Raw genomic sequence first — 26,749 nt, 5'->3', positions numbered from 1 at the left:
GAAAGGCAGTAAGAATATATTCAAAAATGAATACTATAAATGATTAATCCGGCTGAAAATCCAGCGATATAGAGTTCATGCAATATCTTTTATGCGTAGGTGCCGGTCCATCGTCAAAGATATGGCCTAAGTGAGAGCCGCAGCGGGCACAGATTACTTCTGTACGATCCATACCGTAAGAATGGTCTTCGTGATAGATGACACTGTTTTTATGAAGCGGTTCAAAAAAACTTGGCCACCCGCAGGTACTTGCAAACTTGGCATCCGACTTAAATAATTCGTTGCCGCAAACAGCGCAATAATAAGTGCCTTTTGCATTGGCATTCCAATATTGACCTGTGAATGGCTTTTCGGTAGCCTGCTCACGTGCAGTAGCGTATAGTGCTGGTGGAAGGATTTTTTTCCATTCCGCATCTGAAACATTTAGCTTCTTCATATCCGTATTGGAATAATAGGGATTGTTTTCGTGTCCTTTGGCTGATTTAAGATGTTGCGCATTAACGCTGGTTAGCGTAAACAGCATGGCGATTGACAAAATGATTAATGATTTCATAGGGTTATCTATTTATAATATTATTTTTTTAATTTATCGGCAAAAGCCTTCCTGAACTTATCTAATTCTGGTTGTATCACATATTTACAATATGGAACACTTCCGTTTTTGCTGAAATAGTTTTGGTGATAGTCTTCTGCTTTATAAAATACTTTAAAAGGCACCACTTGTGTAACTACCGGTGTTGGATAAGCTTTTTCAGCATTGATCCTTTTAATGTAATACTCTGCCTTTTGTTTCTGAACGGCATTGTGATAAAAAACAGCTGAGCGGTACTGCGTTCCTACATCATTTCCCTGTCTGTTTAATTGAGTAGGATCGTGATCCGTAAAAAAGACCTGTAGTAATTCGTCAAAGGTGATTTGTTTTGGATCGAAAACAACATTACATGCTTCGGCATGACCGGTAGTACCTGTGCATACCTGTTCGTAGGTGGGGTTAACCGTATGGCCTCCGGAGAAACCTGCGGTTACTTTCACCACGCCACGCAGTTCTTTAAATTTAGCCTCTGTGCACCAGAAACAACCGGTAGCCAGTGTTGCAGTGTCTAAATGTTTAGTGATAGGAGGGATAGTTTTTATACCTGTTGAATTTGATGGGTTTTTTCCTTTTGGGGATAAGGCAAATGCCGAATAAACAGTGGCTACTGTGAACAGCATATAACAAATGATCTTTTTCATTTTTTTTGAATTTACGTTCTTTTATACTTAATGGATTGTTTTAGTCAGGAATGCTTCGAGTTCCGCTCCCCTGATATTTTTGGCAACTATATTTCCCTGTGGGTCAATAATGAAATTTGATGGGATGGCCTGTATATGATAAAGTTGTTCTACAGCGCCATCAAAGCTTGTTAAATCTGAGGTTTGTGTCCAGGCCAGCTGATCAGCATTAACCGCCTTTTGCCATACTCCCTTTTCCTTATCAAGGGATATGCCTAAAACATCAAATCCTTTGGATTTAAAATGATGATACTGTTTTACCACATTTGGATTTTCCTGGCGGCAGGGAATACACCATGAAGCCCAGAAATCAATCATCACATATTTACCCTTGTAGTCGGCTAATTTTACAGGCTTGCCATCGATGGAATTAATCGTGAAGTCCGGTGCTTTATGACCGATGGATAAAGGTTTAGCCTTGGCCATTGTCCTGATAAAATTTTGTACTGCCGGGTTTTTGGTTAGATCGCCATTGATCCCGTCTGCATAAGCAATAAGCTGCGGTTCGTATTTAACCACATCGAGTGCATTTGCTGCATCAAAAGCGGCTAGCGAGTTTTTGTTGTCACTAATGAATTTTAAAACCATGTCACTATAGACAGTCATATTCTTTTGGAATAGGGGCATATAAACATGCAGTAAAGAATCCGACTGCTGCTGATTATTTTTGGACTTCGCTTCAAATTCTGCAGCCACCTTATTGTTTTTCTCGGTATAAGCTTTGGTGAAATCATTATACGCTTTTATTTTTTCGGAAGCTTCCGATCCGCTAATGGTATAAACATGGTGGCTATCATTTAGGTCGGTATTCAATTGAATCTCATCACCATTTTGCGCAATCAGGTCAAACTGATTGGTATCTGCTCTTAGTTTATATAAATTAACATAAGCCGCAGAGCGCTTAAATTTATAGCCGCCATCCTGTGTTAATCTGGCAGAATCAATTACTTTATATTGGGCCGCACTATCAGCCTGCAGTAGATAAACCGTTTTTAATTTTGAGGGGTTCTTTAGGGTGCCGGTGATGCTGAATGTATTGTTGTCCTTGCAGGAAAACAATAGGGTGCCTATTACCAATAAGCCGGATATCGTTGTTTTGTTGTTCATTTTCTTTGTTATTTAAATAAGTTGATGCCTGATTCTAAGTAGCTATAATAATTTGCAGGATCATAATCTGCACCCTGAGGCGTTACCAGGGGTTTTTCTGTAACAGGGTTCAGCAATACATAATAGGGCTGTGAATTGGTATTGAACCGGGTAGCCTGAATATCGCTGTTTAAAGCACCGATGGTAGTAATTTTCCGGTGGCTGAAAGTGCTGGTATATTGTTCGCTTACTGGTAATTCAGTCTTGTCATCCACGTAGAGCTGTATCAATACATAACTGTCTTTTAACAGCGGGAACACTTTTTTGTCCGGCCATACTGCTGCCTCCATTTTACGGCAGTTTACACAAGCATGTCCGGTAAAATCTATGATAACAGGTTTATGTATCTTTTGGGCGTAAGCTACACCTTCCTTGTAATCAAAAAAGGGATTTAAACCCAGAGGTTTGTCGAAAAGGCTGGCATACTTGTGTGGTGTTTGATCAGCTGTTGTATTTTGCAGGCTGGTTGTGCCGCCAGCGGATAGCGTTGGTGTGTAAAGATCAAAATCCTGGCTGGACTGCGGAGGAAGAAAGGCCGCTATTGATTTTAAAGGGGCACCCCATAAACCCGGTACCATATATATTGAAAAAGATAACACAATAATTGCCAGGAATAACCTCGGTACAGAGAGGTAAGTTACATCAGAATCATGGCTGAACTTTAACTTACCCAATAGATAAAAGCCGGTTAAAAGGGCAATTACTATCCATAACACCAGGAATACTTCCCTGTCAAAAAGATGCCAGTGATAAGTCAGATCTACATTGCTCAGGAACTTTAAGGAAAGTGCAAGCTCCAGAAAACCGAGGAAAACCTTAACACTGTTTAGCCAGCCTCCCGATTTAGGCAGATTGTTTAACCACGATGGGAAAAGCGCAAACAATACAAAAGGGAAGGATAGTGCAATAGAAAATCCCAGCATTCCAACCGCAGGGCCCAGTCGTGCTCCCGAAGTCGCAGCCTGTACCAGCAGCGTGCCGATAATTGGGCCTGTGCAGCTGAAAGAAACCAGGGCAAGGGCGGCAGCCATAAAAAATATACCGGCAAATCCTTTTCTATCTGTATTTTCTTCCGCCTTATTCGCCCATTTATTAGGTAAGGTAATCTCAAAAGCTCCAAAAAATGAGGATGCAAATACAACCAGCAGCAGGAAAAACACGAAATTAAAGATGCCATTGGTGGAAAGGGCGTTCAAAGCGTCTGCTCCAAAAAGAACGGTGATCAGCATGCCCAAACCAACATAGATCAGGATAATAGAGAGACCGTAAATGGCTGCATCCAAAATCCCCTTTTTAGGGTTAGCATGTCTTTTGGTGAAAAAGCCTACGGTAAGCGGCAGCATTGGAAAAATACAGGGTAACAATAAAGCGGCAAGCCCGCCTGCAAATCCTGCAATGAAGATGGTCCACAAACTGAGTGTTGCTTTTACCGGGCTGTTTGCTACAGCAACATTGCCTGCTGCCCGATCTGTTTTTGTTACCTTAACGACAGTTTTTGCCGGCGTTACCGATGTATCCGTGTTTATAGGGGTAAACTCCAGACCGGCAGAGCTTACTGTATCTGCTACCTGTTGCGCGGTATTTGCCCTTACCTGTACAGTCAGTAAAGAAAACAAAACCAGCAATAGAAAGGGCAGTTTTTTGAGGTGATTTTTTTGTGTTGACATCTTGAGTATAATTGAAAACTTTATGTCTCCAAAGTACGCTCATTTACCTGTTACGAGTTATCACAGAAGTATAACATATCCTCCGTTTATCCTATCTTCTTTGCCGGTTTTTTATATAGATCCATACGGATAACGAAGTAATTAAGCTGTTCATTCCTGCTTCCCGCTTCGAATGGGAAATGGTGAAGGCGTAATATCCGCTTTACAAGAGCCAGCCCAAGGCCGGTTTGCTTAGGTCTGTGCATGATATCCTCGTCCGTACTGTGATTGATCCAGTTCAGCACTTCCGCCGATAACAACTTTCCGCTGTTCTCCAGGTGGATGATCAGTTTCTCCTGCTCGCGCGAAAGGCTCACCCGGATCTGTCCATTAACATCTGTATATTTTACTGCATTCTCCAGTAGATTTTGTAAAACCCGTTCTATCATACTGATGTCGGCATTAACCAGTGCATTGTCCTCACAGTTTTCGCAGGTGATCTGAATATTCTTCTGTCTTGCCTGGAACTCGGCCCCTTTGATAATTTCCTGTAATATCTCAGAAAGTACAAAGGGCTCTTTTTGAGGTGTAAAGTTTACCGATTCCATTTTAGAAAGCTCAAAAAGCTGTAACACCAACTTTTCTACCTGCATGATCTTGTTTAAGATCATATCCAGATAGGTTGACTGCTCTTTGCTGCCAGCAGTATTCTCCATTAACAGCGTTTCGGTATAACCGCGTGCCACAGCAAGCGGGGTACGCAGGTCGTGCGATATATTGGCCAGGAAAGTCTTCCGCTCATCTTCCAGCAATTTGAGCCGCGAAAAATTGCTATCCAGCATGGCCACCATCTTGTTAAAGGCATCGGCAATAGGAAAGAACTCATCCTTTGTGCCGATATTGAACCTTACGTTGAGGTCACCTTCTTTAAACCTATCCAGTACATTAACAACGTGATTAAATCGCTTTTGTAAGCGGGAGGCATATAAAAGGCTAAAAATCACCGTAGCAAGAATGATGATAAAGAAAACCTTGGTGGCCCATCCGCCAACACGTGATTTAAAGACAAACTCGGCTACGTTCCGGTATTCCCTGCTGGCGAGGATCACATAGATATAACCAATCTTCTGATTACCAATTAAAACCGGTGAAGCGGAAAATATTTTAGCTGTACTGGGGTCCCTGGGGTCGGTATTTTTGATCTCATGGGTAGGGTCGCTTAAATAGGTTTTGATATTATCCAGCGGTACCTGCCTTTGTTTGATCAGCGAATCCAGGGCGTGATAATACATCACCTTTCCCGCCGTATCCAAAAAATAAACCTCCGTATTCGGGCTGATGATCATGGTATTATAAAAAACAGAGTCTGCCTTTTTCTTATTAATGCCTTCCCGGCTAAAAGGGGCAGAAAGTTTGGCAATATGTTCTGCTATATCTTTGTTTAGCAGCTGCGTACTCGCCTGGTAATATTCGCTGGTTGCCGTATAGGTAATGACCACGAACAATACACCTAATGCCGTAATCACAAAGAATACAAATGACCCGATACGGGAAAATATGCCTGTTGATCTCATTTTCATCCTATAAATCTATAACCTACACCCCAGCTGGTTAATATATATTCCGGCTGATCCAGTTCGGTCTCAATCTTTATCCTTAAACGGTTAATGTGTGCGGTGACGGTGTGTTCATAACCTGAAAAGGTATAACCCCAAACCTGTTCCAGCAGTTCCTGGCGGGTAAAGGACTTTCCCGGATTGGTAGCCAGCAGGAGTAAAAGATCAAACTCTTTTGGGGTAAGGTCAAGCCGTGTGCCTTTCAGTGAAGCCTTTCTCAGGTTCCGGTCGATAACCAGGTCCTTCACTATAATTTCCTTTGCCTGTTCGGGAACATTTTGCGGTACTTGTTCAGCCCTTCTGATCAATGCTTTAGAGCGGGCCATCAATTCCCTGACCCCAAAGGGTTTGGTTACATAATCATCTGCTCCCAGTTCAAGGGCTAACACCTTATCAATTTCTTCAGATTTGGAGGTCAGCATTAAAATAGCACTGGACACCTTATGCTCTCTGATACCCTTACAAATTTCCATGCCATCCAGATCCGGCAGCGTCAGGTCTAGTATGATCAGGTCAAAATTACCACTAAGCGCCTTTTCCAAACCAATTTTGCCACTATTTGTAGCGGTAAGCAGATAATTAGGTTCTTTATAATGCAACTGTAACAGCTTAACGATCTCAGGATCATCTTCAACAAGCAGAATGTTTTTCATGGAATAAAATGTCTTCAAAGGTAATGAATTAAGAATCTTAAACTGATTTCATCCCTGACTAATTAACCGTTTTCTCCGAAGAAAATTTTTCTTGTCGCCCGGTTTATCTAAGCATAAACAAAGTATTATAAACCCTTTATCAGTGGTTTTTCTTACTAACTCAAATTTTACACATTTTTTGATCGACGTTTTTGAAATTGAGATCAACTCTTAACTAAAGGAAGCGCGAAATTCCAGAGGTGTAACGTTGGTTTTACTTTTGAATAACCGGTTAAATGATGACGAATGTTCAAAGCCTAACACATAAGCAACTTCACTGATCGATAAAGTTGTAGTCGATAGCTTTTCTTTCGCCATTTCTATGAGTTTATGGTGTATATGCTGCTGTGCGTTTTGTCCGGTTAAGGAGCGCAGCATATCACTCAGATAACTTGGGGAAATATTTAAATGCTCTGAAAGATACTGCACAGTTGGTATTCCCTTACTCAGGGGTTTTTCGCTGCTGAAATACTCTTCTAAAACTTCCTCCAGCTTTTCTAATAAATCATTGTTAACTGCTTTGCGTGTAATAAACTGGCGCTTATAAAAGCGGTTAGCATAGTTCAGCAATACTTCTATCTGAGAAACAATTACATCCTGACTAAAGTCGTCTATCCGGCTGTTTAATTCGGTTTCAATTATTTTAAAAATAGACATCAGGGTTGTTTTTTCATTATCAGACAAGTGTAATGCTTCATTGGCGGAGTAAGCAAAAAAACCATATTGCCTTATTTTTTTTGCTAAAGGGTAAGTCTGAAAGAAGTCGGGATGTACCAGCAAAGTATATCCTAAACTTTCCCCGGAGTCTTTATAACGACCAATCAATTGACCTGGAGAGGCAAACATTAAACTACCCTCATCGAAATCATAATAACTCTGGCCATATTTTAATTTTCCGCTTTGTTTTATTCTATAGGAGATTTTATAAAAATTAAGGACATGGGACTGCGGTAATTTATCGACTTCAATTTGGTTAGCGCTATTATCTATAAAACTTATCAACGGGTGCACTGGCATCGGCAGGCCAAAGGCACGGTGTACATCGGATAAAGAATCAAATTTGTGATAAGCAGCTTCTTCCTTTTTCATATTGAAAATTTAATACAATTATAACCGATAAAATTCTTATTTACCGGTTATAATTGATGTTAGCAATTTGGAGATTTACCAGGGCGTTGGTCCGCTTGGGCTAGTGAACAAACTGTTTGGGTCGTTTTGACCGAGGGCCGCACGTACAATGTTACGGGAACCTTCCTCAACGGTATCTGTGCCCTGGAAATTATTGAGTGCCGTTGAAGTGAAGCCAGGACTTGCAACTTCAATTTTAACATTTGTTGGTTCGAGTTCAATAGCAAATGCAAGTGTGATAGCGTTAAGAGCGGTTTTAGAGCCAGCATAAGCGACGCCGTAACCTGCGCGATAAGGAAATTTAGGATCTGCGTTTAAAGTAAGTGAGCCTACACCGCTGCCTACATTTACAATTCGCGCCGCCGGCGCTTCAAGAAGAATTGGAAGCATGGCTTGTGTAACAGCCAGTACGCCAAACACATTAGTCTCCCATACTGTACGTACCTCATCTACAGATGCAATGCTCGCTTTGCTTGTTTTCTGAATATCTTCGAGTGTTCTGCCCGGTTTTCCTGCGTGTGAAATAGCCGCATTGTTTACCAATAGATCAAGGCGGCCAAATTCCTGGCGCACCCGTTGTGCTGCTGCTGCTATAGAAGCGTGATCAGTAACGTCGATATGAATAGCGTGGGCATCAGGTCCTATCGTTTTTGCAGCAGTTTCGCCATTGGCAAGATTGCGTGAACCTACAAGTACGGTGAAGCCGTTTTCTACAAGTTCTGTTGCTACCTGGAAGCCTATACCCTGGTTGGCACCGGTAATCAGCGCTACAGGTTTATGATTTGCCTGGGCAGCACCGTTGTTTGAAGTTTCATGTTGATTTTCCATGGATTCTATATTTTGTTTAGTACAACAAATGTCAGCAGATTGTTTTTGTTGTTTTTAGCTTTAATGAGGAATTCATTAGCCAAAATGAGAAATGGATGTAGCAGGAAACCTAATGAATAAAAAAACCGTTTTCCTGACCAGGAAGACGGTTTTAATGGTGTGAACTAATGGTAAATTATCCTGCAAAAATTAGCTGATCAGGTATTACAGTTCACTGAATATTTATCAAGTTGTTAATTGGCGAAAATCTCACCTAATTTTTTACTCAGCTCGTCTCCCCGTAAACCAATTGCGATGATTTTACCTTTTGGGTCGATCAGGTAATTTTGCGGGATAGCCCTTATGTCATAAAGCTTTCCTACGGCACTTCCCCAATATTGCAGGTCTGATACCTGGGTCCATAACAATCCATCTTTATGAATGGCGTCTATCCATTTTTGTTTATCACCCTGTTTGTCAAATGATACACCCAGCATTTCAAATCCTTTATCATGGTAGGCTTTATAATTTTTCACATAGTTAGGATTTTCTGCACGGCAGGGACCACACCACGAAGCCCAAAAGTCTAAAAGCACATATTTTCCGCGAAAATCTTTTAAACTTACGGCTTTGCCCGAAGTGTCATTCTGGGTAAATAATGGCGCAAACTCACCTACCTTTGTACTTTGTACAGCAATAAGCCTTTTGTTAAGTTCCTGTGCAGGTATAGTTTCTTTTAATGATGCCGGCAAAATATTATATAATGGTTTCACTACCGTTAAATCTGGATGAGAACCGGAAACGTATGAAATTGCCATGATGCTGGAGTACGAATTTGGATATTTCTTTACGTATTCAATATTGCGCTGGCTCCAGGCTTCAACTGCAAGTTTCATTTGGCTTCTCCATGCATCCATTTGCTCTTTTGGTACTTTTTTGTCATTGCCCATAACAATCTCCCCATTCAGCCGGTCAGCCAGGGTGGTGGCGGGTGCCACAAAAGCTTTATACTGCTGATAATCTTTATTATACGGGCCACCTGAAATTTTGCCATACTTAACGGAATCGGTTACCGATATATTGATTGTTCCATTCTCAAGGCAGAGGCCTAATTTATCCTGAAATCCTTTACTATAACCTATCCCATGATCATCAAGAAAAAAAGTGGCAACCATTGGGTAAGCTTCGGTTCCTTTAAACACGTATTCGCCATTTTCAAGTTTAGCATTAAGGTAAACCGGAGTAGTACCCTTGTAGTATAATAAATGTCCAATATTGGCTTCTGTTGCATTTGCTACTTTGGCTTTTACTATAAAATCTGCTTTTTGCGCCAGGCCAATAAATGGCAATGCGGCTAAAGCCAGTGTTATTATCTTTTTCATTTGATTTTGTTTAATATTAATTCTGAATTTTAATCACTTCTTTTAGTTTTTCAATCAGGTCGTCGCCACGCAGGTTTTTAGCGATGATGATACCATTCGGATCTACCAGGAAACTTTGAGGGATAGCCGTTATGCCATAAGCAACTGCCACATCGTTTTGTCGGCCTTTCAAATCACATACTTCTACCCAATCGAAATGGTTGTCTTTGATCGAGTTTACCCATAGTTCTTTTTTATTATCCAGCGAAATGCCGATCACTTCAAAATTTTTGTCTTTAAACTGATCGTATGCTTTATGAATGTATGGGTATTCTGCACGACATGGGCCGCACCAGCTTGCCCAGAAATCAACGAGTACATATTTGCCTTTTAACGATGCCAGTGAAATAGGTTTGCCATTCTCATCATTTTGGGTGAATTCCATAATGGGCTGCCCAATAGCAAATTTTTTAACCAATACAACCGCTTTAGACATTTTTTCAAAGTCGGGCGATTTTTTAAATCGTGGCGACAAAGCATTTAGCATAGCCTGGAATCCGTCAGGATGATCGATCACAACTGAATTTGCCGCTACAACATCAAAGGCAACGTAAGAGTCCGGATGCTGTTCAACAAATTTCAGATTGATATCAAAATATTTGTCAATAAAAATTTGCCGCTGCTCTTTAACTATACTCACCGAATCTCTATTGGTTTTATGTTTATGCAGTTCTACATTTTTATCGGAGATCATTTTTGAAATAGGCTGTAACTGATTTTGTAAATCGGCATATTCTTTTTGTACCGGATTATCGATTACTGCTGAAGCCAGATTTTTACCGTTTATTGTAGTTGTTCCTCCAGCCAGGTAAAATTGGTGATAATCATAATTAACGGCTGGCTGGCCAGGTTTTGAAGGTGGCACAGGCTCGGTCGGCAAAATTAAAATCGACGCTTTAAACGGTCGTGTAATTGTTCCCTGCAAAGTGAAACTGCCATCCCTGGTAAGGACTGAATCACTTACAAACTGTTTATCGTTATGGTAAGTAAGCTTTACCTTCATCTCTTTGGTGAAACCATCAATCTTACCGTTAATCATAAATTTTTGCTGGGCCCGGGCCGTATTAAATACGACTAGGAGGGTGACCGCTATGAGAAGCAATTGCTTATCAATTTTTTTGATAACCGATTGGTGGGGCATAGTTGCCCTTATGATATCTTTCATATTTTGATGATTAAACAAAGAAAAATGATCAGCCATCCGAAGAGGATAGCTGATCATAGTGATTAATTATAACCCGGGTTTTGGGTTAAGTTATTGTCGAGCAATGTTTGTGCTGACGGAATAGGATATAAGGCAGCCGAAGGTTTCCAAAATGTTGGCTTCAGCGCACCGATAACTGCATTAACAGTTCCTGTACGTTTCAAATCCAACCAGCGGTGTCCCCACTCGCAATTGAATTCTATTCTGCGTTCTTGTGCGATGGCTGCAAGGCAGGCGTCTTTGCTAATGGTGGTCTGGTAATCGGGTAGGGCATTAGGTGTAATTCTCGCCCTGGCCCGGATAATATTAATATCTGCCACTGCACCACTTACATTATTTTGGTTGGCGCGTGCTTCTGCCCGTATCAGGTACTGCTCCGCAAGTCTCAAAATAGTGTAATACTCAGCATTGGCACCACTTGTCACACTTTTATATTTATAAGGATAAGTATAGGTTACTCCACCATATACCAATGTGTTGGTCCAATTGGTTTTACGAGCATCTCCCACTTCAAAATGACTAACGAGGTCGGGATTTAACACATAGGCGGGTATTTTGGTTAACTGACTGGGCAATACAATACTGGCGTAAACAGTATATCCGCTTTGATCATTGTAAAGCTGCCATATAGCTTCTGTACTGGTTGGCGTAAAAACTTTGGTCAGGTCTGTAGGTAAAGTAAATAATGAATTGTTAATCACAGTCGTTGCCTGTGTTTCGGCATCTGCCCAGTTTGAGGTGTATAAGTCTACTCTTGCCAGCATTGCTGTGGCTATCCATTTATTGGCCCTGGTTCTGGTACCTGCCGAAATAGAATAATCACTCGGTAAGTTGCTTTGTGCAAATTTTAGGTCGGCAGTGATCTGTTTATAAATGTCAGCTACCGGGGTTTTTGGTAAGGTGCTATTTTGACTGACATTGGTGGATAAAACCAAAGGAACGTCTCCAAATAGGTTTACCAGGTAAAAATAAGAAAAGGCGCGTATAAATCTGGCTTCTGCAAGCGCCTGGTTTTGGAACCTCACCGATAGATTACTCGATGTTGCTATACCTTCAATAATGCTATTCGCATTGTAAATTGCGCTATAGGAGTTATTCCAGATGCTGGCAACGTTGCCATCGTTAGAGATTAGACCATTGTTAATAAATGTATCAAAGGTATTACCTACAAATTGCATTTCATCTGCACTGAAAGCTGGCAATGTAGATAAAGTAAGGCGATAAGCAGAGCCAGTGCCCGTTGGCGCAAAAACAAGATACATTCCCGCTATTGCCGATTGTACGGTTACAGAATCTTTAAAAACGTTGGTCGTTACTAATTGTGCGCCAGGCGGATTGGCTTCTGTTAATTTCTTACAGCTGTTAAAAAAGCTTAAAACGATTAGCCCGATAATCAGCAATAATGATTGGTGAGCCACACCATTTTTAAAATGATGGAGGCAAATATTTTTTATATTTTTTTTCATATCGATCATCTCTTAAAAAGTTGTTTTTATACCTGCTACCATCATTCTTAAAGTTGGTAATTGGGTTGATAATGTTTCGGGGTCAAGGCCTTTATATTTGGTAAAAGTGAGCAGGTTTTGCCCGTGCAGGTAAAATTGCAGCGCTGACATTTTTAGCTTTTTGGCCCACATTGCCGGAACATTATAAGCAAGTGATACATTTTTTAAACGAATAAATGAAGCGTCCTGAACCGCAGCATCCGACCCCTGGTAATAATTAAACGCATTAGTTGCGGCACTGCCTGATGTAGCTGAATATTTAAGTGGAACATCCAGATAAGACACTGGTATATTATACCCTAAGCCCGGATAGGCAACAAAGTTCTGGTCGCCACGGGTGGCTGTTCTCTTTACAAATTGGAACAGGAAGTTGAACTGAAAGCCCTTGTATGAAAAGGTATTATCCAAACCACCATAGAATTTAGGATCGCTGCTGCCATCTATAATGTAATCACCTTTTCCGTTGGCTGCTATACCGGAAGTGATAACGCCATCGCCATTTACATCCTGTGCAGTAGCTATACCGTTAACAAAACCTGTGAAATGGTAAACCGTACGCAAGTTAAGCGGTTGTCCAACTACCAGCGAGTTTGCATAACTTGAGGAAAGTAAGTTAGGGAATGACAATAACTTGTTTTGAGGAGCCGTGAAGTTAAATGATGTGGTCCAGGTAAAACCTTTGTTCTTGATATTTACGGTTGACAGCTCTAACTCAAGACCTTGATTTTGCACTACTGCGCCATCGGGCAGGTTGCCGCTATAACTACCAAAACCAGTTTGCGTTGGTATCGCCGTGCTTGCCAGTAAGTGACTTGTACGATTACGGTAAACGTCGGCCGAGAAGAATATCCTGTCGTGTATAAATCCTAACTCCAGGGCAGCATCCAGCTTAGTGGTTTCTTCCCATTGCAGACTTTGGTTTTGAATGCGCGATGGTGCAAGGCTGGAGGTTGGGCCATAAGGTTGACCTGCGGCATAAGTACTCAAATAGGAATAATCTAATAGTGATTTATCATTACCTACTGTACCATAACTCGTTTTTAATTTACCAAAACTTAACCAGGGCAGGTTGGCGGTAATGAAGTTTTCTTTGGAGAATATCCAGGCTAAAGCACCACTGCCAAAGTTTCCGTATGGTTTATCGTCACCGAATCGGGAAGAGCCATCACGGCGAAAGTTTCCACTGGCCAGGTACTTCCCATCCCATTCGTATTCTAAGCGGGCAAAGCGTGAATCGTACCTGAAATCAGTATAGGCTGATGATTTTGACAGGATATTTAAGGACGATAAACTTGTTGCCAGCTGTATATTGGTAAAAGTCCCTAACACAAAATAAGGCTGTACATATTGTGTTTCCTGCCAGGTACCTCCTACGATTGCTGTTAACCTGCTCTTTCCCCAGGTGTGGGTGTAATTGACCTGCGGTTCAAGAATATAGGTTTTGATATAATTATTACTCATCACTGTAGTGGGTGAATAATTGAAGATTGGATTACTGGCGGACGGTGGTGTTATAGTAGTGGAGAAAACATTGTCGTAGTTATAACCTCCGTTAACTTTAATATCGAGCCCCGGTATCACCATATAATGCATGCTCATATTAGAAACCATGTTGGTAGACTTTAAGTTATAGGTGCCATTGAACGCCGCCAGCGGGTTCGTATAACCCGTACCAAAATATAAGCTGCCATTACTATTATATAGCGGATAGTTCGGTGCTATACCGTAGTTGGTATAATTTATATTATAACTCGGAATGGTATTGTCATCAATGTTGTAATTCACAGAGGCAGTTATGCCAAATTTGTTATCATGACTATGGTGCTGTATGTTCATATGAAACTGATCAGCATCGTCGGCTGTGTTTGCGTCCAAAACAGTCGACTCGTGGCGAAAGTTCCCGCCCAGCATGAATTGAGTATACTGATCCCCGCCTGATAAGTCAAATGTGGCCTTGGTTTGATGTTGTGTATTACCCATCAACAGGTTCGGGAAATTAGTATAGGCTTGCTGATTCCATAACAAAAGATCAGGTGCGTTGGCAACTGTTGGTGTTACACCATCGTTTGCAAATGCTTGTCGCCTGATATTCAAATACTGTTCTGTACCCAACATTTTTATTTTGTTCGATACATCACCAAAACCGCTGCTGATGTCAGCATTCACCCTTGTGTTACCTGCTTTACCTTTTTTTGTAGTGATGAGCACCACACCATTGGCTCCCCTGGAACCATAAATCGCTGTTGCATCTGCATCTTTTAAGATGTCAATAGTTTCAATCTGCGTGGGATCTAAAGTGTTTAAAGGGCTAAATGCAGTTGTGCCAAACCCGCCTGCGCTTTGCTCAACAGGTGTACTATTGAAGGGAATACCGTCAACAACATACAAGGGGGCTGTAAAGTTGTTTGTGGTTGACTGAAGGCTGTTTTGTCCCCTGATCAATACAGTGATCGGAGCACCGGCGTAACCCGCAGATTGTGTAATAAAAGCACCGGGAACGCGGCCTTCCAAACCCAATATCGGATTTGATATCGGTTGCTGATCAAGTTCGGTACCTTTAACCTGGCTAACAGATCCTGTGCTTAAACGGCGGGTAGTGGTTTCATAACCAACTACAACCACTTCATCCAGTTTAGCGTTACTTACCTCTAAAGAAATGGTACCCATATCTGCCTGTGCATTCAGTTCTTTGGTGGCATAACCTATGGAGCTGATCACAACGATAGCTTTTTCATTTACGTGCTGAAGAAAAAAACGACCATTTACATCTGTTGTGCTGGCCTGGCTCCTGTCTTTTAAAAACACAGTAGCGCCAGGTATGGGTAAACCCTTCTCGTCGACTACTTTTCCATGAATCGTAATTGGGATAGCCAGGTATTTCATGACTTTGGTAAACATATCTTCAGGCTTTTCCTTTATCACTATTGTTTTATCAATAATGGTGTAGGTAAAAGGCTTGTCTTTCAATACTTCGCTCAAGGCCTGATCAAGGGTGGCATCCTTAAGATTGATCTTAAAGGAGCCTGCCTCTTCAACAAGGGTGTTGTTAAAAAACAAAGCATAACCACTTTGTTTTTTAATGCTTTGCAGCGCTTTCGTCAATGAGATTTCGTTGCCTTTCAGAGATATTCTCTGAGCGAACGTACTGGCAGAAACCTGAAGAAAAGCGATGGTAGTGATCAATATCGTGAGTTTCATCGCTAAAATGAATTGAGGTGCAGGGTATCTACTTTTTACATAAGTTTCCCTGCAAAAGTTTAAATGCATACTTTTGTCATGTTTGGGTGAGTGAAAGAAGTTCTGTTGCAAGAGTTTATAAGGTGACCCAAATTATTGGCCGGGAGTGTTTCAGCACTTCCGGTTTTTTTTGGTACCCGTTTTAATAAGTAATTTTCAATATTACATAGGCTTATGGATTAAAAGTTTTATAAATCATTGTCAATCTAATTGGCTGTTACTATTAATATCCTGCCTTCCATCCTAAAATGAATTCCGCCTTGCTCAAAAATCTTCAATACATTAGCGAGATTGGTATCGCGGCGCAGTTCGCCGGCAAATTTATTTCCTGTTACCTGGCCTTCGTATTTCACTTCAATGTCATACCATCGGGCTATCTGCCGCATCAGCGTTTTTACATCGGTATTTTCAAAATGAAATGAGTTGTTTTTCCAGGCCATCACCTCCTCCAGATCTGCCGGTTTCGCTGTAATATGCCCGCCTATATCTTTAATTGCCTGTTCACCAGGTGTAATAACCAGCTTTTGATCATTTGCCGAAACCTGAACGGAGCCCTCAAGCAAGGTTGTTTTAACGACAGGTTCGTCGCTATAACTGTTAATATTAAAGTGGGTTCCAAAAACTTTCACTTCCTGTTGATCACATTTGACTATAAATGGGTGTTCCTTATCTTTAGCCACCTCAAAATAGGCCTCTCCTTTAATTCTTACTATTCTTTCTGCACCCTTAAATATTTGCGGATAAGTGATCTCAGAACTGGCATTCAGCCAAACATTGGTGCCATCGGAAAGAATAACACGCCATTGCCCACCCTTGGGCGTAGTAATGGTATTATCAGTTACCTCGGTGGTCGATGGTTGGGTATTGCTTGTCTGATAAGTAATCTGTCCGTTAGCGTTCTTAGAAATGGTGATATTACCCGTGGTAATAATGTTACCGTTATTTAGGGCATTCAATGCGATCTTTTTTCCATTAGCTAAGGTTAGAATAGCATTATTTCCACCTGGATGAATGTCTTTTTGAACGATCAGCAGCGGGGCATCACGCTGCGTGGATTTATAATAGAACAATCCAGCCGTCAGCAGTGCTAAAATAGATGCGGCGGCGGCGTAACGAGGCCATAATCTCCTAACTGGTACAGGTTGTTGTTGGTTCCTGAGTGCAGTTAATATTTTCTTTTCAATAGTTGCATAATCCGGAGAGATCTGCTCATTAGCTTGACCAAGGGCAGTTAGATCATACCAGTTTTCAAGTAAAGCTTCTTCTTCCGGAGTGGTCTCCCCGGTAAGATATTTTTTTATCAGATCTTCAGCTTTATCTTTATTCATTGCTACTTGTATGATGGCATTATAACAACAAGTCGGTTAGCTAAGATGTTACTACTAGATAAAATGAAAAAAAATCGAATTATTTTTTTATATCCTATTATTTTAAAATAAAAATATAAAAATTGAAGCGCCTAATTTCGATCTGAGGATTTTTAAGGCATTGTTGATTTGATTTTTTACGGTATTTTCAGAAATACCTAATTCTACTGCTATTTCACGGTAAGAATAGTTAGCTTTTCGGCTTAATTCAAAAACTTCCCTCATCTTTGCGGGTAAAGCTGCGACTTCTTTGGCAATGATGGCCTCCATCTGCTTTTCTCTGACTCTGAAGTCGGTACTATATTCATTCTTTTCCATAAAATTTGCTAAAGACAATAAATAATTGTCTTTGACTTTCTTATGAGAAATCTGATCAAATATTTTGTAACGCATCATGGAATATAAATATGCTGGTAAAGAATGTGTAATAGTTACCTGTGCGCCGTTTAACCAAAAAACTGAGAACACATCCTGAACAAGGTCCTGCGCATCTTCTTCATTACCAAGCATCTTTGAAGCATGACCAAAGAGAATTGCCCAATAACGGAAGTAAATCTCTTCATAAGCCCTTCTGTCTCCTTCTTTAAAAAGCGAGATCAACTCTAAGTCAGAAAGCTTTTTAAAATCGGGCATGGGTTTCAATTACATTACGAATGTAATTAATTAGCATTAATCTAACACAAAGTTAATTCAGGAAAAGACATATTTTAACAGGAGGATCTCGTCAGTGACCAATCGCTGAACACCGGCTTAAGAAATTGAAAAAACAGGCTGGTCAGCTAAATTGAAAAGCCTTATAAACATGAAAACCTGTAAATCATGAAATTTACAGGTTTTGGAGAATTTTAATTCCCCTTTGGTGGGAGATACTGGGTTCGAACCAGTGACCCCCTGCTTGTAAGGCAGGTGCTCTGAACCAGCTGAGCTAATCTCCCTTTGGTTCTGCCATTTTTGATACCAGCATGACTGCTGTGGTTTAAATAAAAACCCCTCAAAGGAATCTGAAGGGCTTTATTAGTGGGAGATACTGGGTTCGAACCAGTGACCCCCTGCTTGTAAGGCAGGTGCTCTGAACCAGCTGAGCTAATCTCCCCTTGATTCTACTCTTTTTACTGTAAAGCTAGCTGAGTAAGCTATTCCCTGTTGTTGGGAGTGCAAATATACACCTCTAAATTAAAACTCCAAAACATTTCTGATATTTTTATGATAAGACATCTTCCAGCACCTGATGTGATTTAATTTCCCCGAACGAAGCTGTGTGCAAGGTGTAGTAAATCAGTATTTTATCTAAAATGAGCCTTCTTGTCATATTGTCCATTTTTATTTCACCTAATTTTTCAAAGGGAGTGGTGAAGAGTGCAATGAACAATCCTGCAGCTGTTTTCTCAATAAAATAAGGGTGTAAAGGGGGGAGCGACTTAAATTCTCCTTCCTGCAAATCAAAATAGCTTTGATCACTTTTTGTCTGTGTGCTGGGGGCGAAACCCAGAAAACGGGAGAGTTTTAGTAAAAAGGCAAGGTGGAAGCTGGCATTGGCTTCTTCAGTTTCATCAAACCACGAAACCGCGTTAAATATATAATCAAAAATATTCTCATCGGCATTTTGCTGACGGATGCTCTTATACAATACCTCGTTTAAGAATAAAATGATAGTACTTTTTAAAATATCATAGGGTATGCTCCGAAATACGGGAGATGGCCTGAGCTCAGAAATACGCTGTATACCTGAATTGGGTTTATGATAAACTACCATATCTACCAGGTGCAGGGGCTGCAGCATGTTCATCCTGATTTTTGCCTTAGGCCTTTTAACGCCATTTACCAGGTAAGATTGTATACCAAATTTCGCCGTAAATATCTGTACCACTACACTGCTCTCGCTATATAAGGTTGTTTTTAAAACGATACCACGGGTTTTGTGCAGCATGTCAGATGAATTTCGGAATAAAAATAAGCGCGCCGATTACTACTGCAATGATAGCCGCGATCACTACTGCCCCTGCTGCTACGTCTTTTACCCTACCTGCCTGTTCATTAAAACCAGGAGATACCAGGTCAACCAGAATTTCGATGGCTGTATTTAACAGTTCTGCAACCAATACGAGCCCGATAGCCAGTATAACCCACAACCATTCGCCGACCGCTAAATGAAAATACCAGCCAGCGGCGCCGACCAATAAAACCGCTACCAGATGGATCTGAAAATTCAGCTGTGTTTTTGTGGTATAAGCAACTCCTGATAAAGCGTATCCAAAACTTTTGATTAACCTTCGCATGGTATTAAATGATTGCTCAAACTTATAAATTAAAACTAATATCTGGTTTTTTACCTCGTATTGTCAATTTTTTACCTAATCAACACAATTATTAGTCGACTAAACTGTTTATTTGCTTGTTATACCATTTACCTTATAAGTAAAACAAACCCATTAAATTAAATCCAGATACCTAATTAACATGGCCATCAGTACTCCCGTTAAAAAAAACAGTTCAGTTATCCCATTGATTACAATGACACTTCTTTTCTTCATGTGGGGATTCATCACGTGTATGAATGATATTTTAATCCCGCATCTAAAAGTACAGTTCAGTTTAACTTTCCTGGAATCAATGCTGGTGCAATTTGCCTTCTTTGGGGCTTATTTTATTGGTTCATTGATCTATTTCCTGATATCTTATTACAAAGGTGATCCAATCAATAAGGTTGGTTACAAAAAGGGAATTATTGCAGGGGTGCTGCTTTCTGCTGTTGGCTGCTGCCTTTTTTATCCTGCTGCAAGTTTATCTGTATATGGTGTTTTCCTGGCCGCATTATTTGTGCTGGGTTTAGGTTTTACTATTCTGCAGATCACTGCAAATGCATATGTTACCCTATTGGGGCCTGAAGAAAGCGCCTCCAGCCGTTTAAACCTAACCCAGGCTTTTAATTCATTCGGTACCACCATTGCCCCTGTGTTGGGTGGCCATCTGATCTTCACCCTTTTTCTAACCAACGGAAAAGTTACGGCAGATTCGACACGCATTCCTTACCTGATCTTTGCAGGTATCCTGGTGGCGCTCGCTGTAGTGATCAGTATGGTCAAATTGCCTTCTTTCAGCTCTGAAGAATCGGATGAAAGAGGTTTAGGCGCACTTAAATTTCCACAGTTAAAAATGGGTATTTTCGGAATCTTCTGTTATGTAGGTGCCGAAGTAGGCATTGGAAGTCTGCTGATCGGCTTTATGTCTAAAGCAGACATTATGAACTTGCCGGAAACCGTAAGCAAAAATTACCTGGCCCTTTACTGGGGAGGAGCGATGATCGGAAGATTTCTCGGCGCTATTTCCTTAAGTGGAATTGGGCAGGCAAAAAAACTGATCTATATGATTTTAGCTGCTGCTGCAGTTTATCTGCTGGTATTCAGTATTGTTGACCTCACCTTTGCACAAACCAGTTTCTTTATCCTGTTTATTATATTGAATATTATTGCTTTTGTGATTGGGAAATCGGCCCCTGCACGCACGCTGGTGTTGTTTGCCGGAGTGAACATCGTATTACTGATGATCTCTGTATTCAGTACAGGAAGCATGGCCCTTTATCCAATACTGGGAATTGGCTTGTTCAACTCCATTATGTTCTCCAATATCTATACCCTTGCCATTTCAGGCCTGGGAAAATATGTAAGCCAGGGTTCGTCCCTGTTGGTGATGGCGATATTGGGCGGTGCCTTGCTGCCTTTGATCCAGGGCGGTCTGGCCGATACAGTGGGCATTCAAAATTCTTTCTTTCTGCCGGCAGCCTGCTACCTGTATATTGTAATCTTCGGACTGTATTGTATGAAAAGGATAGAGGTATCAATTGATAAACCAGTAAGGACTAATCACTAATTGATTACCTAAAATATAGATGAGCCCCGGATATTAATTGTCCGGGGCTTCTTTATGTCATGTCATTGCTTCTTTTTGACATTAACTGCAAACTTTTCTGAACTATCCTGCGTTATATAGATGTTTTAACATTTAATTTTTATCATAATGAGTAGCTTAGATAATAAAGTAGCCATCGTAACAGGAGCAAGTTCAGGAATAGGTGAGGCCATAGCCATTACATTTGCCCGGGAAGGTGCTAAAGTGGTTGTATCGGACATCAATGAAGAAGGAGGAAATAAAGTAGTGGAACTGATAAAAAGCGAAGGCGGGGATGCCTTTTTTATCAAAGCAGATACGTCAAAACCTGAAGAGAACGAAAAATTAGTAGCTGAAACTGTTAAACATTTTGGAAAGCTGGATATTGCAGTGAACAATGCAGGTATAGGTGGTCCTGCTGCCCAAACAGGTGAATATCCTACGGAGAGCTGGGATAAGGTGATTGCGGTGAATTTATCGGGTGTGTTTTATGGACTCCGTTACCAGATCCCTGCTATTCTAGCTAGTGGAGGTGGAAACATTATCAATATGGCTTCTGTACTGGGACAGGTAGGTACAAAACTATCTCCTGCTTATGTTGCCGCTAAACATGGTGTAGTAGGCTTAACGAAAGCAGCAGCACTGGAATATGCTAATCAGGGTATCAGAATTAATTCTGTAGGACCTGGTTATATTAAAACGCCTCTTCTGGTTCAGCATTTGAATGATGGTCAGATGGATGCCTTGATTAAACTGCATCCAATCGGCCGTTTAGGAGAATCACAGGAAATTGCTGAACTGGTACTTTGGCTGGCTTCAGATAAAGCATCCTTTGTTACAGGAACCTATTATGCAGCCGATGGTGGGCTGCTGGCACAGTAATTCGGCCAGGCAGACTTAAATATATCAATTAACGCTTACCTTTGGCGGTAAGCGTTAACTTATGTCTTTTGAAAAACAAGAACTGCATCCCCGAAATTTACACCGTTCGAGGTATGATTTTCCTTCACTTATCCATAGCTGTCCTGAATTAAGACAATATGTATTCGTTAATCCCTATGGCGACGAATCGATAGATTTTTCTAAGCCCGCCGGTGTAAAAATTCTTAATAAATCTTTGCTCATTCATTTTTATGGGCTATCCGACTGGGATATTCCTGAAAATTACCTTTGTCCCCCAATTCCCGGCAGGGCAGACTATATCCATTACCTGGCAGATCTGCTGGCCTCGGTAAACCATCATGTGATTCCAAAAGGCAAAGCAGTGAAAGTGCTGGATATTGGTGTAGGTGCAAATTGCATCTATCCGATTATTGGTCACCAAAGTTACGGATGGACTTTTGTAGGTTCTGATGTAGATAAAAGGGCAATCAGTTCTGCTGAAAATATTGCGGCGATCAACCCGGCCCTGAAAGATCACCTCAGCTTTAGGATGCAAAATGTAACGTCCAATATCTTTCGTGGTGTAATCAAACCAGGTGAACTTTTTGACCTGACGATTTGTAATCCTCCTTTTCACTCTTCCGCAGAAGAAGCACAACAAGGGTCACAGCGAAAAGTCAGGAACCTGGGCAAGCAGAAAGGAAAAGAGGTTGTTCTCAATTTTGGCGGACAGAGTTCTGAATTGTGGTGTAAAGGCGGAGAAGTAGAATTTATCCGCAGGATGGTAGAGGAGAGTGTTCAGATAGGTTCGCAGTGCTGCTGGTTTACTACGCTGGTTTCTAAAAGTGCACATTTACGTGATGTATATTATGCGCTGGAAAAAGCCGGTGCGGTCAATGTAAAAACCATTGAAATGGCCCAGGGGCAAAAACAAAGTCGTTTTGTAGCCTGGACATTTTTATCTGCAGCTGATATGACAGATTGGGGTAAAAAGCGTTGGGCAACTGTTTAAGCGCTATCTAAAGATAAAAACTTTAGTTAACTTTAAACCATGATCTACAAACCTACTTATCAGGCAGCCCGCATGATTGCTCCAAAAGTTGAAGCTATTTTTGCTCAGCATCTTGCTGTTGCCCGTGATAGTGGAGAAGAAGATCTTGCTCCTTTGCCCTCTGCGCATATCGTAGAGACCATTATTGATGCTGCTTTTTGGGCAAGTCTGCGCAAAGAAGAAGGACATTCACCAAAAATATCACTGGCTTTTTTGCCGCCCGATCAGGCAGGAAATCCCCTGCTGTTCAGACAAAGGCTGCCGTTAAATTCTGATACCCTGGTTAAAATTGCTCCGGGTGTAGAAAGGGCCGGCATTCACCTTGGGGTATGGCAGGTAGAAGGCGAGTTGTTTCTCTGGGGCACTACAACCAGTATCCCTAATTTCTGTTTTGTACTGGATGTTTCGGAGCCTGCTTTGCTGGTGATTAAACACCGCCGTATCTATGGCTTTGGTAAATTTACCAATATAGCCGTGCTGAAAGGTGACCAGATTAAGATTGTAGATGTTAACAGTGCAAAATTACAGGACTGCCCGCCGATGTTACTCTCGCTGCTGGATCTTACAGCCCCTTCGTACTGGAACGATACCGTCAATGTATTGATTCAGATTGCGGTTTCTATGCGCTCCCATCAGCGTGGCGGTACTTTGCTGGTAGTGCCCAATGGTAAAGCAAATTGGCTTCAGTCTATTATTAAACCGATACAATATGGCATACAGCCGGCATTTGCTGGTCTGTCAAATCTGCTAAAGCTGGACAGGAAAGAAGCAAGTCAGATCTTCTGGCAAACGGCCCTGAGGAGGGAAGTAGAACATCTGGCAGGATTAACTGCTGTTGATGGAGCAACGATTATCAGCGAAGATTATGAGTTGCTGGCATTTGGCGCTAAAATTGGCCGCGCAAAAGGCAAAGAACTGATAGAAGAACTATCTTTTGGAGAGCCTATCGTTGGAGGAGGTGCCGTGTTATTACATCCCGCAAAAGTAGGTGGAACACGCCATTTGTCTGCTGCACAATTTGTACACGATCAGAATGATGCAATTGCATTGGTAGCTTCACAAGATGGCCATTTTACCATTTACTCCTGGTCGCCGGCGCAAAAACGTGTACAGGCGCATCGTATTGATACGCTATTGTTATAAACTTGAGTATTTTAAAATAAACGCATAAAAAAAGCGTCCGGGATTATCGGACGCTAAAAATTATAATTATTTAAATCTGTGTAGCTTAAGAGAAAATTACTGCCCCTGCTATTACGCCCACGAGCAGGATGATCATTACCACTCTATCTACGCTAACCCATTGTTTTTTGGTTAATGCGTTTTGTCTTCTCACGCGCTCCTGCCTGGCAAAAGCTGGGAATATTGGGTTCAGTTTAATCAGCATAGATAGAAGTTTTTAATAGATATATCAAAGCTAATACAAACCTTAAGCCAAAAAAAAGCCATTTGTTACAAAATGTTAAATAGTCCTTTTTTTCTGCGAATACTATTTTTTATTTGACTTAAAACTGTTGTTTCTAGTCATTTAACAATGATTTGGCTGGAAATTGTACTGTTTAGTCAACATTTTCTGTAGTCTACTGTATTTTTTTCTATAGTGGGTGTTAAACCATCAATTAAATTGTCTTTTCCTGTTATTTACCCCCCGTCTGCCGGGACTTATAAAGGCCATAAAATCCCAATAATTCAAATTTCCGTTCATTTACAATAGTACGATAATTTTAATTTATTTGTATATCAGTTAGTTATATTTTATTTTTAATTCTTACAGTACTATGTATTGCATATTACTATATAAAACACATAACTTTGAATTATGATAGCAGAAAATACACAAACGCAGATGCGGAAGGGAATACTGGAGTATTGTGTGCTCCTGATCATCTCCCGGGGAGAAATATATGCCTCTGATATTATTGCAGAATTAAAATCAGCCAAACTGCTGGTTGTAGAGGGAACGCTCTATCCGTTGTTAACCAGGCTGAAGAATAATGGGCTGTTAAGTTATAACTGGGTAGAATCTACTTCAGGGCCACCGCGAAAATACTATACGCTAACCCCCGAAGGAACTGCAATGTTATCTCAGCTGGATGGAACCTGGCAGGAGCTATCTTTTGCGATAGCAAAATCTAAAAATCAAACTGCATTATAATCCTTGTTATGAAACCTGATCAAGATTGCCTCTTACCAACAGAATTCATAATCTTAAACAAGCTTCATAACCATTAAACCGCCAAAAGCAGCTAGAAGACATTATAACAACAATAAATACTACCTCTAAAACAATTTTATTCCGATGAAAAAGACGCTTAATATAAATATAGGTAATTCAATTATTCACATTGAAGAGGATGCCTTCGAATTGCTAACCAGTTACCTGATAGAAGTTAAACAGCATTTTGGTAAAAGTGCTGATGATTTTGAAATCGTGAGTGATATAGAAAACAGAATCGCTGAAATGTTTACGGAGATTTTGCAAACCCAGCAGAAACAGGTGATTGAAGTGGCAGATGTTCAGGTAGTAATTGCTACTATGGGTTCTGTCCGGGATTTTGAAGAGCAGTCTGAAGAAGAAGCTGATGAAAGACCGGAAAATATTCATTCGCCTTTTACAGAAAGAAGAATTTACCGGGATACCGATGAAGCCATGGTAGCCGGTGTATGTTCGGGTTTAAGCCACTACCTGCAACTGGATGTAAGTGTATTGAGAATCATAGCACTTTTTACTGTTTTGTTAGGCGGATCGGGCTTGATTGCCTATCTGATTTTATGGATCTCTATCCCTGTGGCTGCAACAAGATCTGAAAAAATGGCGATGAAAGGTGAAGCTGTCAACTTACAGGGATTTAAAAGGAATTTTGAAAAGGAGCTGTCAAACCTTAAGGGGAACTTTAGAAATGCCAACGATCATCTGCAGCCTTTCATGAAACACTCAAAAAGTTTTATCGCCGAATTTATTGAAGTGCTGGGCAGGTTTATGCAGGGTACCGGTAAAACTATTTTTAAAATTATCGCCATCCTGATTATCATTATCGGGTCGCTGATATTATTGGGTACAATTATTCTGCTGGCTGCCGTCATCGGTTTCTGGGATACCGGGGCAACTCAGGTCTTCCCTTTCAGTATGATTGACGGATCTTACTTTACCACCTTTATTCTGGCTTTATTTATTGTTATTGCTATCCCTTTGCTCTCGCTGATCTTGTTTTCCATCAGGGTTGCTTTTAATAGTTATAAGTCTAACAAAATGGTGGCCTATGGTTTACTGTTGATCTGGCTGTGTGGCCTTGCAGTGAGTATTTTCTATGTGGCAAAAACAAGCAATCAGTTTAAAGAAGAAGCCGAATTTACGCAGACCATACCTTTAAAATCTTATCCGCTTTATACCTTATCAATTGACAGATCAAAGTTTTTTAGTAAAGAGGACAGCTTACACTACCGCTTAAATACAGCAGACTATAACGGCAAAATTATCCAGAACGATCTTGACGGTCCATTTACTTTGCCAAGAAATGTATCGATAAGAATAGAGAAGAGTGAAAATAGTGTGCCTTCTCTGGTAGAAAGTTATGGCTCACAGGGTGTGACTTTTGAAGTTGCTTTAGATCATGCCAAAAATATCCAGTATGATTTTTTACAGCAGGATTCTGTTTTAAGATTTAGCCCTGAATTACATTTGAAAAGAAACCTGAACTGGAGGGCTCAGCGTATAGAACTGGTGCTTAAAGTACCTGTAGGGACAAGGTTAAGGATTGACAGGGATTTACAGCGTTACCTTCAGGATAATTCGTTATGGGATTGCGATGATGAAAACAATAAGGATGGGCTATATCATGGAGTGATGACTACAGATGGTTTAACCTGCCAGTCTGCAAATTAATTGTTAT

The 26,749-nt window shown here is 40.8% G+C and carries 23 protein-coding genes and 2 tRNA genes; 6 read left to right on the top strand and 19 right to left on the bottom strand.

The annotated features are described in order from the left end of the window. Positions 1–43 precede the first annotated feature (43 nt). The 18 genes from msrB to GSQ84_RS10445 form a co-directional block, all read right to left on the bottom strand. Positions 44–553, bottom strand: coding sequence for a peptide-methionine (R)-S-oxide reductase MsrB (gene msrB / locus GSQ84_RS10530; protein WP_158797167.1), 510 nt, complete (start codon positions 551–553; stop codon positions 44–46). A 20-nt stretch (positions 554–573) separates the two neighbouring features. Then, positions 574–1,233, bottom strand: coding sequence for a peptide-methionine (S)-S-oxide reductase MsrA (gene msrA / locus GSQ84_RS10525; protein WP_158797166.1), 660 nt, complete (start codon positions 1,231–1,233; stop codon positions 574–576). Positions 1,234–1,260: 27 nt separating this feature from the next. Beyond that, positions 1,261–2,379, bottom strand: coding sequence for a TlpA disulfide reductase family protein (locus tag GSQ84_RS10520; RefSeq protein ID WP_158797165.1), 1,119 nt, complete (start codon positions 2,377–2,379; stop codon positions 1,261–1,263). An 8-nt stretch (positions 2,380–2,387) separates the two neighbouring features. Next, on the bottom strand, positions 2,388–4,085 hold the full coding sequence (locus GSQ84_RS10515) for a protein-disulfide reductase DsbD (RefSeq protein ID WP_158797164.1): 1,698 nt from the start codon (positions 4,083–4,085) through the stop codon (positions 2,388–2,390). 86 nt (positions 4,086–4,171) lie between these two features. Beyond that, entirely contained in the window at positions 4,172–5,638 is a 1,467-nt protein-coding gene (locus tag GSQ84_RS10510; RefSeq protein WP_158797163.1) for a HAMP domain-containing sensor histidine kinase, read from the bottom strand. Positions 5,639–5,640: 2 nt separating this feature from the next. After that, positions 5,641–6,333: a response regulator transcription factor gene (locus GSQ84_RS10505; RefSeq protein ID WP_158797162.1), complete on the bottom strand. Its 693-nt coding sequence runs from the start codon at positions 6,331–6,333 to the stop codon at positions 5,641–5,643. A 210-nt stretch (positions 6,334–6,543) separates the two neighbouring features. After that, positions 6,544–7,461: an AraC family transcriptional regulator gene (locus GSQ84_RS10500; RefSeq protein WP_158797161.1), complete on the bottom strand. Its 918-nt coding sequence runs from the start codon at positions 7,459–7,461 to the stop codon at positions 6,544–6,546. 75 nt (positions 7,462–7,536) lie between these two features. Continuing rightward, the gene (locus GSQ84_RS10495) at positions 7,537–8,328 is read right to left on the bottom strand and encodes an SDR family NAD(P)-dependent oxidoreductase (protein WP_158797160.1); all 792 of its coding nucleotides are present in this window, start codon (positions 8,326–8,328) and stop codon (positions 7,537–7,539) included. 233 nt (positions 8,329–8,561) lie between these two features. Further along, complete coding sequence (locus GSQ84_RS10490) at positions 8,562–9,689, bottom strand: TlpA disulfide reductase family protein (RefSeq protein ID WP_158797159.1); 1,128 nt, start codon at positions 9,687–9,689, stop codon at positions 8,562–8,564. Between the two features lie 16 nt (positions 9,690–9,705). Next, positions 9,706–10,893, bottom strand: coding sequence for a TlpA disulfide reductase family protein (locus tag GSQ84_RS10485; protein WP_158797158.1), 1,188 nt, complete (start codon positions 10,891–10,893; stop codon positions 9,706–9,708). Between the two features lie 62 nt (positions 10,894–10,955). Then, positions 10,956–12,398 (bottom strand): RagB/SusD family nutrient uptake outer membrane protein, encoded by a 1,443-nt coding sequence (locus GSQ84_RS10480; RefSeq protein ID WP_158797157.1) that lies wholly within the window; start codon positions 12,396–12,398, stop codon positions 10,956–10,958. A gap of 12 nt (positions 12,399–12,410) precedes the next feature. Beyond that, positions 12,411–15,635: a SusC/RagA family TonB-linked outer membrane protein gene (locus GSQ84_RS10475; RefSeq protein ID WP_254070824.1), complete on the bottom strand. Its 3,225-nt coding sequence runs from the start codon at positions 15,633–15,635 to the stop codon at positions 12,411–12,413. A gap of 245 nt (positions 15,636–15,880) precedes the next feature. Further along, positions 15,881–17,002, bottom strand: coding sequence for a FecR family protein (locus GSQ84_RS10470; protein WP_158797155.1), 1,122 nt, complete (start codon positions 17,000–17,002; stop codon positions 15,881–15,883). A gap of 102 nt (positions 17,003–17,104) precedes the next feature. Next, positions 17,105–17,674: an RNA polymerase sigma factor gene (locus GSQ84_RS10465; RefSeq protein WP_158797154.1), complete on the bottom strand. Its 570-nt coding sequence runs from the start codon at positions 17,672–17,674 to the stop codon at positions 17,105–17,107. Between the two features lie 224 nt (positions 17,675–17,898). Further along, positions 17,899–17,976: transfer RNA gene (locus tag GSQ84_RS10460), tRNA-Val, on the bottom strand. An 83-nt stretch (positions 17,977–18,059) separates the two neighbouring features. Then, positions 18,060–18,134: transfer RNA gene (locus tag GSQ84_RS10455), tRNA-Val, on the bottom strand. A gap of 108 nt (positions 18,135–18,242) precedes the next feature. Next, positions 18,243–18,968, bottom strand: a complete 726-nt coding sequence (recO, locus tag GSQ84_RS10450) for a DNA repair protein RecO (protein ID WP_158797153.1) — start codon at positions 18,966–18,968, stop codon at positions 18,243–18,245. Between the two features lies 1 nt (position 18,969). Then, entirely contained in the window at positions 18,970–19,317 is a 348-nt protein-coding gene (locus tag GSQ84_RS10445; protein ID WP_158797152.1) for a diacylglycerol kinase family protein, read from the bottom strand. 181 nt (positions 19,318–19,498) lie between these two features. Between GSQ84_RS10445 and GSQ84_RS10440 the strand changes: the two genes are divergently transcribed. The 4 genes from GSQ84_RS10440 to GSQ84_RS10425 all read left to right on the top strand — a co-directional run bounded on the left by GSQ84_RS10440 (position 19,499) and on the right by GSQ84_RS10425 (position 24,002). Then, on the top strand, positions 19,499–20,908 hold the full coding sequence (locus GSQ84_RS10440; protein ID WP_158797151.1) for a sugar MFS transporter: 1,410 nt from the start codon (positions 19,499–19,501) through the stop codon (positions 20,906–20,908). 147 nt (positions 20,909–21,055) lie between these two features. Further along, positions 21,056–21,808: an SDR family NAD(P)-dependent oxidoreductase gene (locus tag GSQ84_RS10435; RefSeq protein ID WP_158797150.1), complete on the top strand. Its 753-nt coding sequence runs from the start codon at positions 21,056–21,058 to the stop codon at positions 21,806–21,808. Positions 21,809–21,869: 61 nt separating this feature from the next. Next, positions 21,870–22,820 carry a 23S rRNA (adenine(1618)-N(6))-methyltransferase RlmF gene (gene rlmF / locus GSQ84_RS10430; RefSeq protein ID WP_158797149.1) on the top strand — a complete coding sequence of 317 codons (951 nt, stop codon included), beginning with the start codon at positions 21,870–21,872 and terminating at the stop codon, positions 22,818–22,820. Positions 22,821–22,859: 39 nt separating this feature from the next. Next, positions 22,860–24,002, top strand: a complete 1,143-nt coding sequence (locus GSQ84_RS10425) for a putative sensor domain DACNV-containing protein (RefSeq protein WP_158797148.1) — start codon at positions 22,860–22,862, stop codon at positions 24,000–24,002. A gap of 85 nt (positions 24,003–24,087) precedes the next feature. On the opposite strand, the gene GSQ84_RS27805 is transcribed toward GSQ84_RS10425, so the two are convergent. Beyond that, positions 24,088–24,246: a hypothetical protein gene (locus GSQ84_RS27805; protein ID WP_174238642.1), complete on the bottom strand. Its 159-nt coding sequence runs from the start codon at positions 24,244–24,246 to the stop codon at positions 24,088–24,090. A gap of 432 nt (positions 24,247–24,678) precedes the next feature. Between GSQ84_RS27805 and GSQ84_RS10420 the strand changes: the two genes are divergently transcribed. Continuing rightward, on the top strand, positions 24,679–25,014 hold the full coding sequence (locus GSQ84_RS10420) for a PadR family transcriptional regulator (protein WP_158797147.1): 336 nt from the start codon (positions 24,679–24,681) through the stop codon (positions 25,012–25,014). 144 nt (positions 25,015–25,158) lie between these two features. Continuing rightward, positions 25,159–26,742 carry a PspC domain-containing protein gene (locus tag GSQ84_RS10415; protein WP_158797146.1) on the top strand — a complete coding sequence of 528 codons (1,584 nt, stop codon included), beginning with the start codon at positions 25,159–25,161 and terminating at the stop codon, positions 26,740–26,742. Positions 26,743–26,749 lie beyond the last annotated feature (7 nt).

The sequence above is a fragment of the Pedobacter sp. L105 genome, from assembly GCF_009765875.1.
Taxonomy (GTDB): Bacteria; Bacteroidota; Bacteroidia; order Sphingobacteriales; family Sphingobacteriaceae; genus Pedobacter.
The sequence above is the reverse complement of the archived record's forward strand: the minus strand, read 5'-3'. Positions and strand labels throughout refer to the sequence as shown.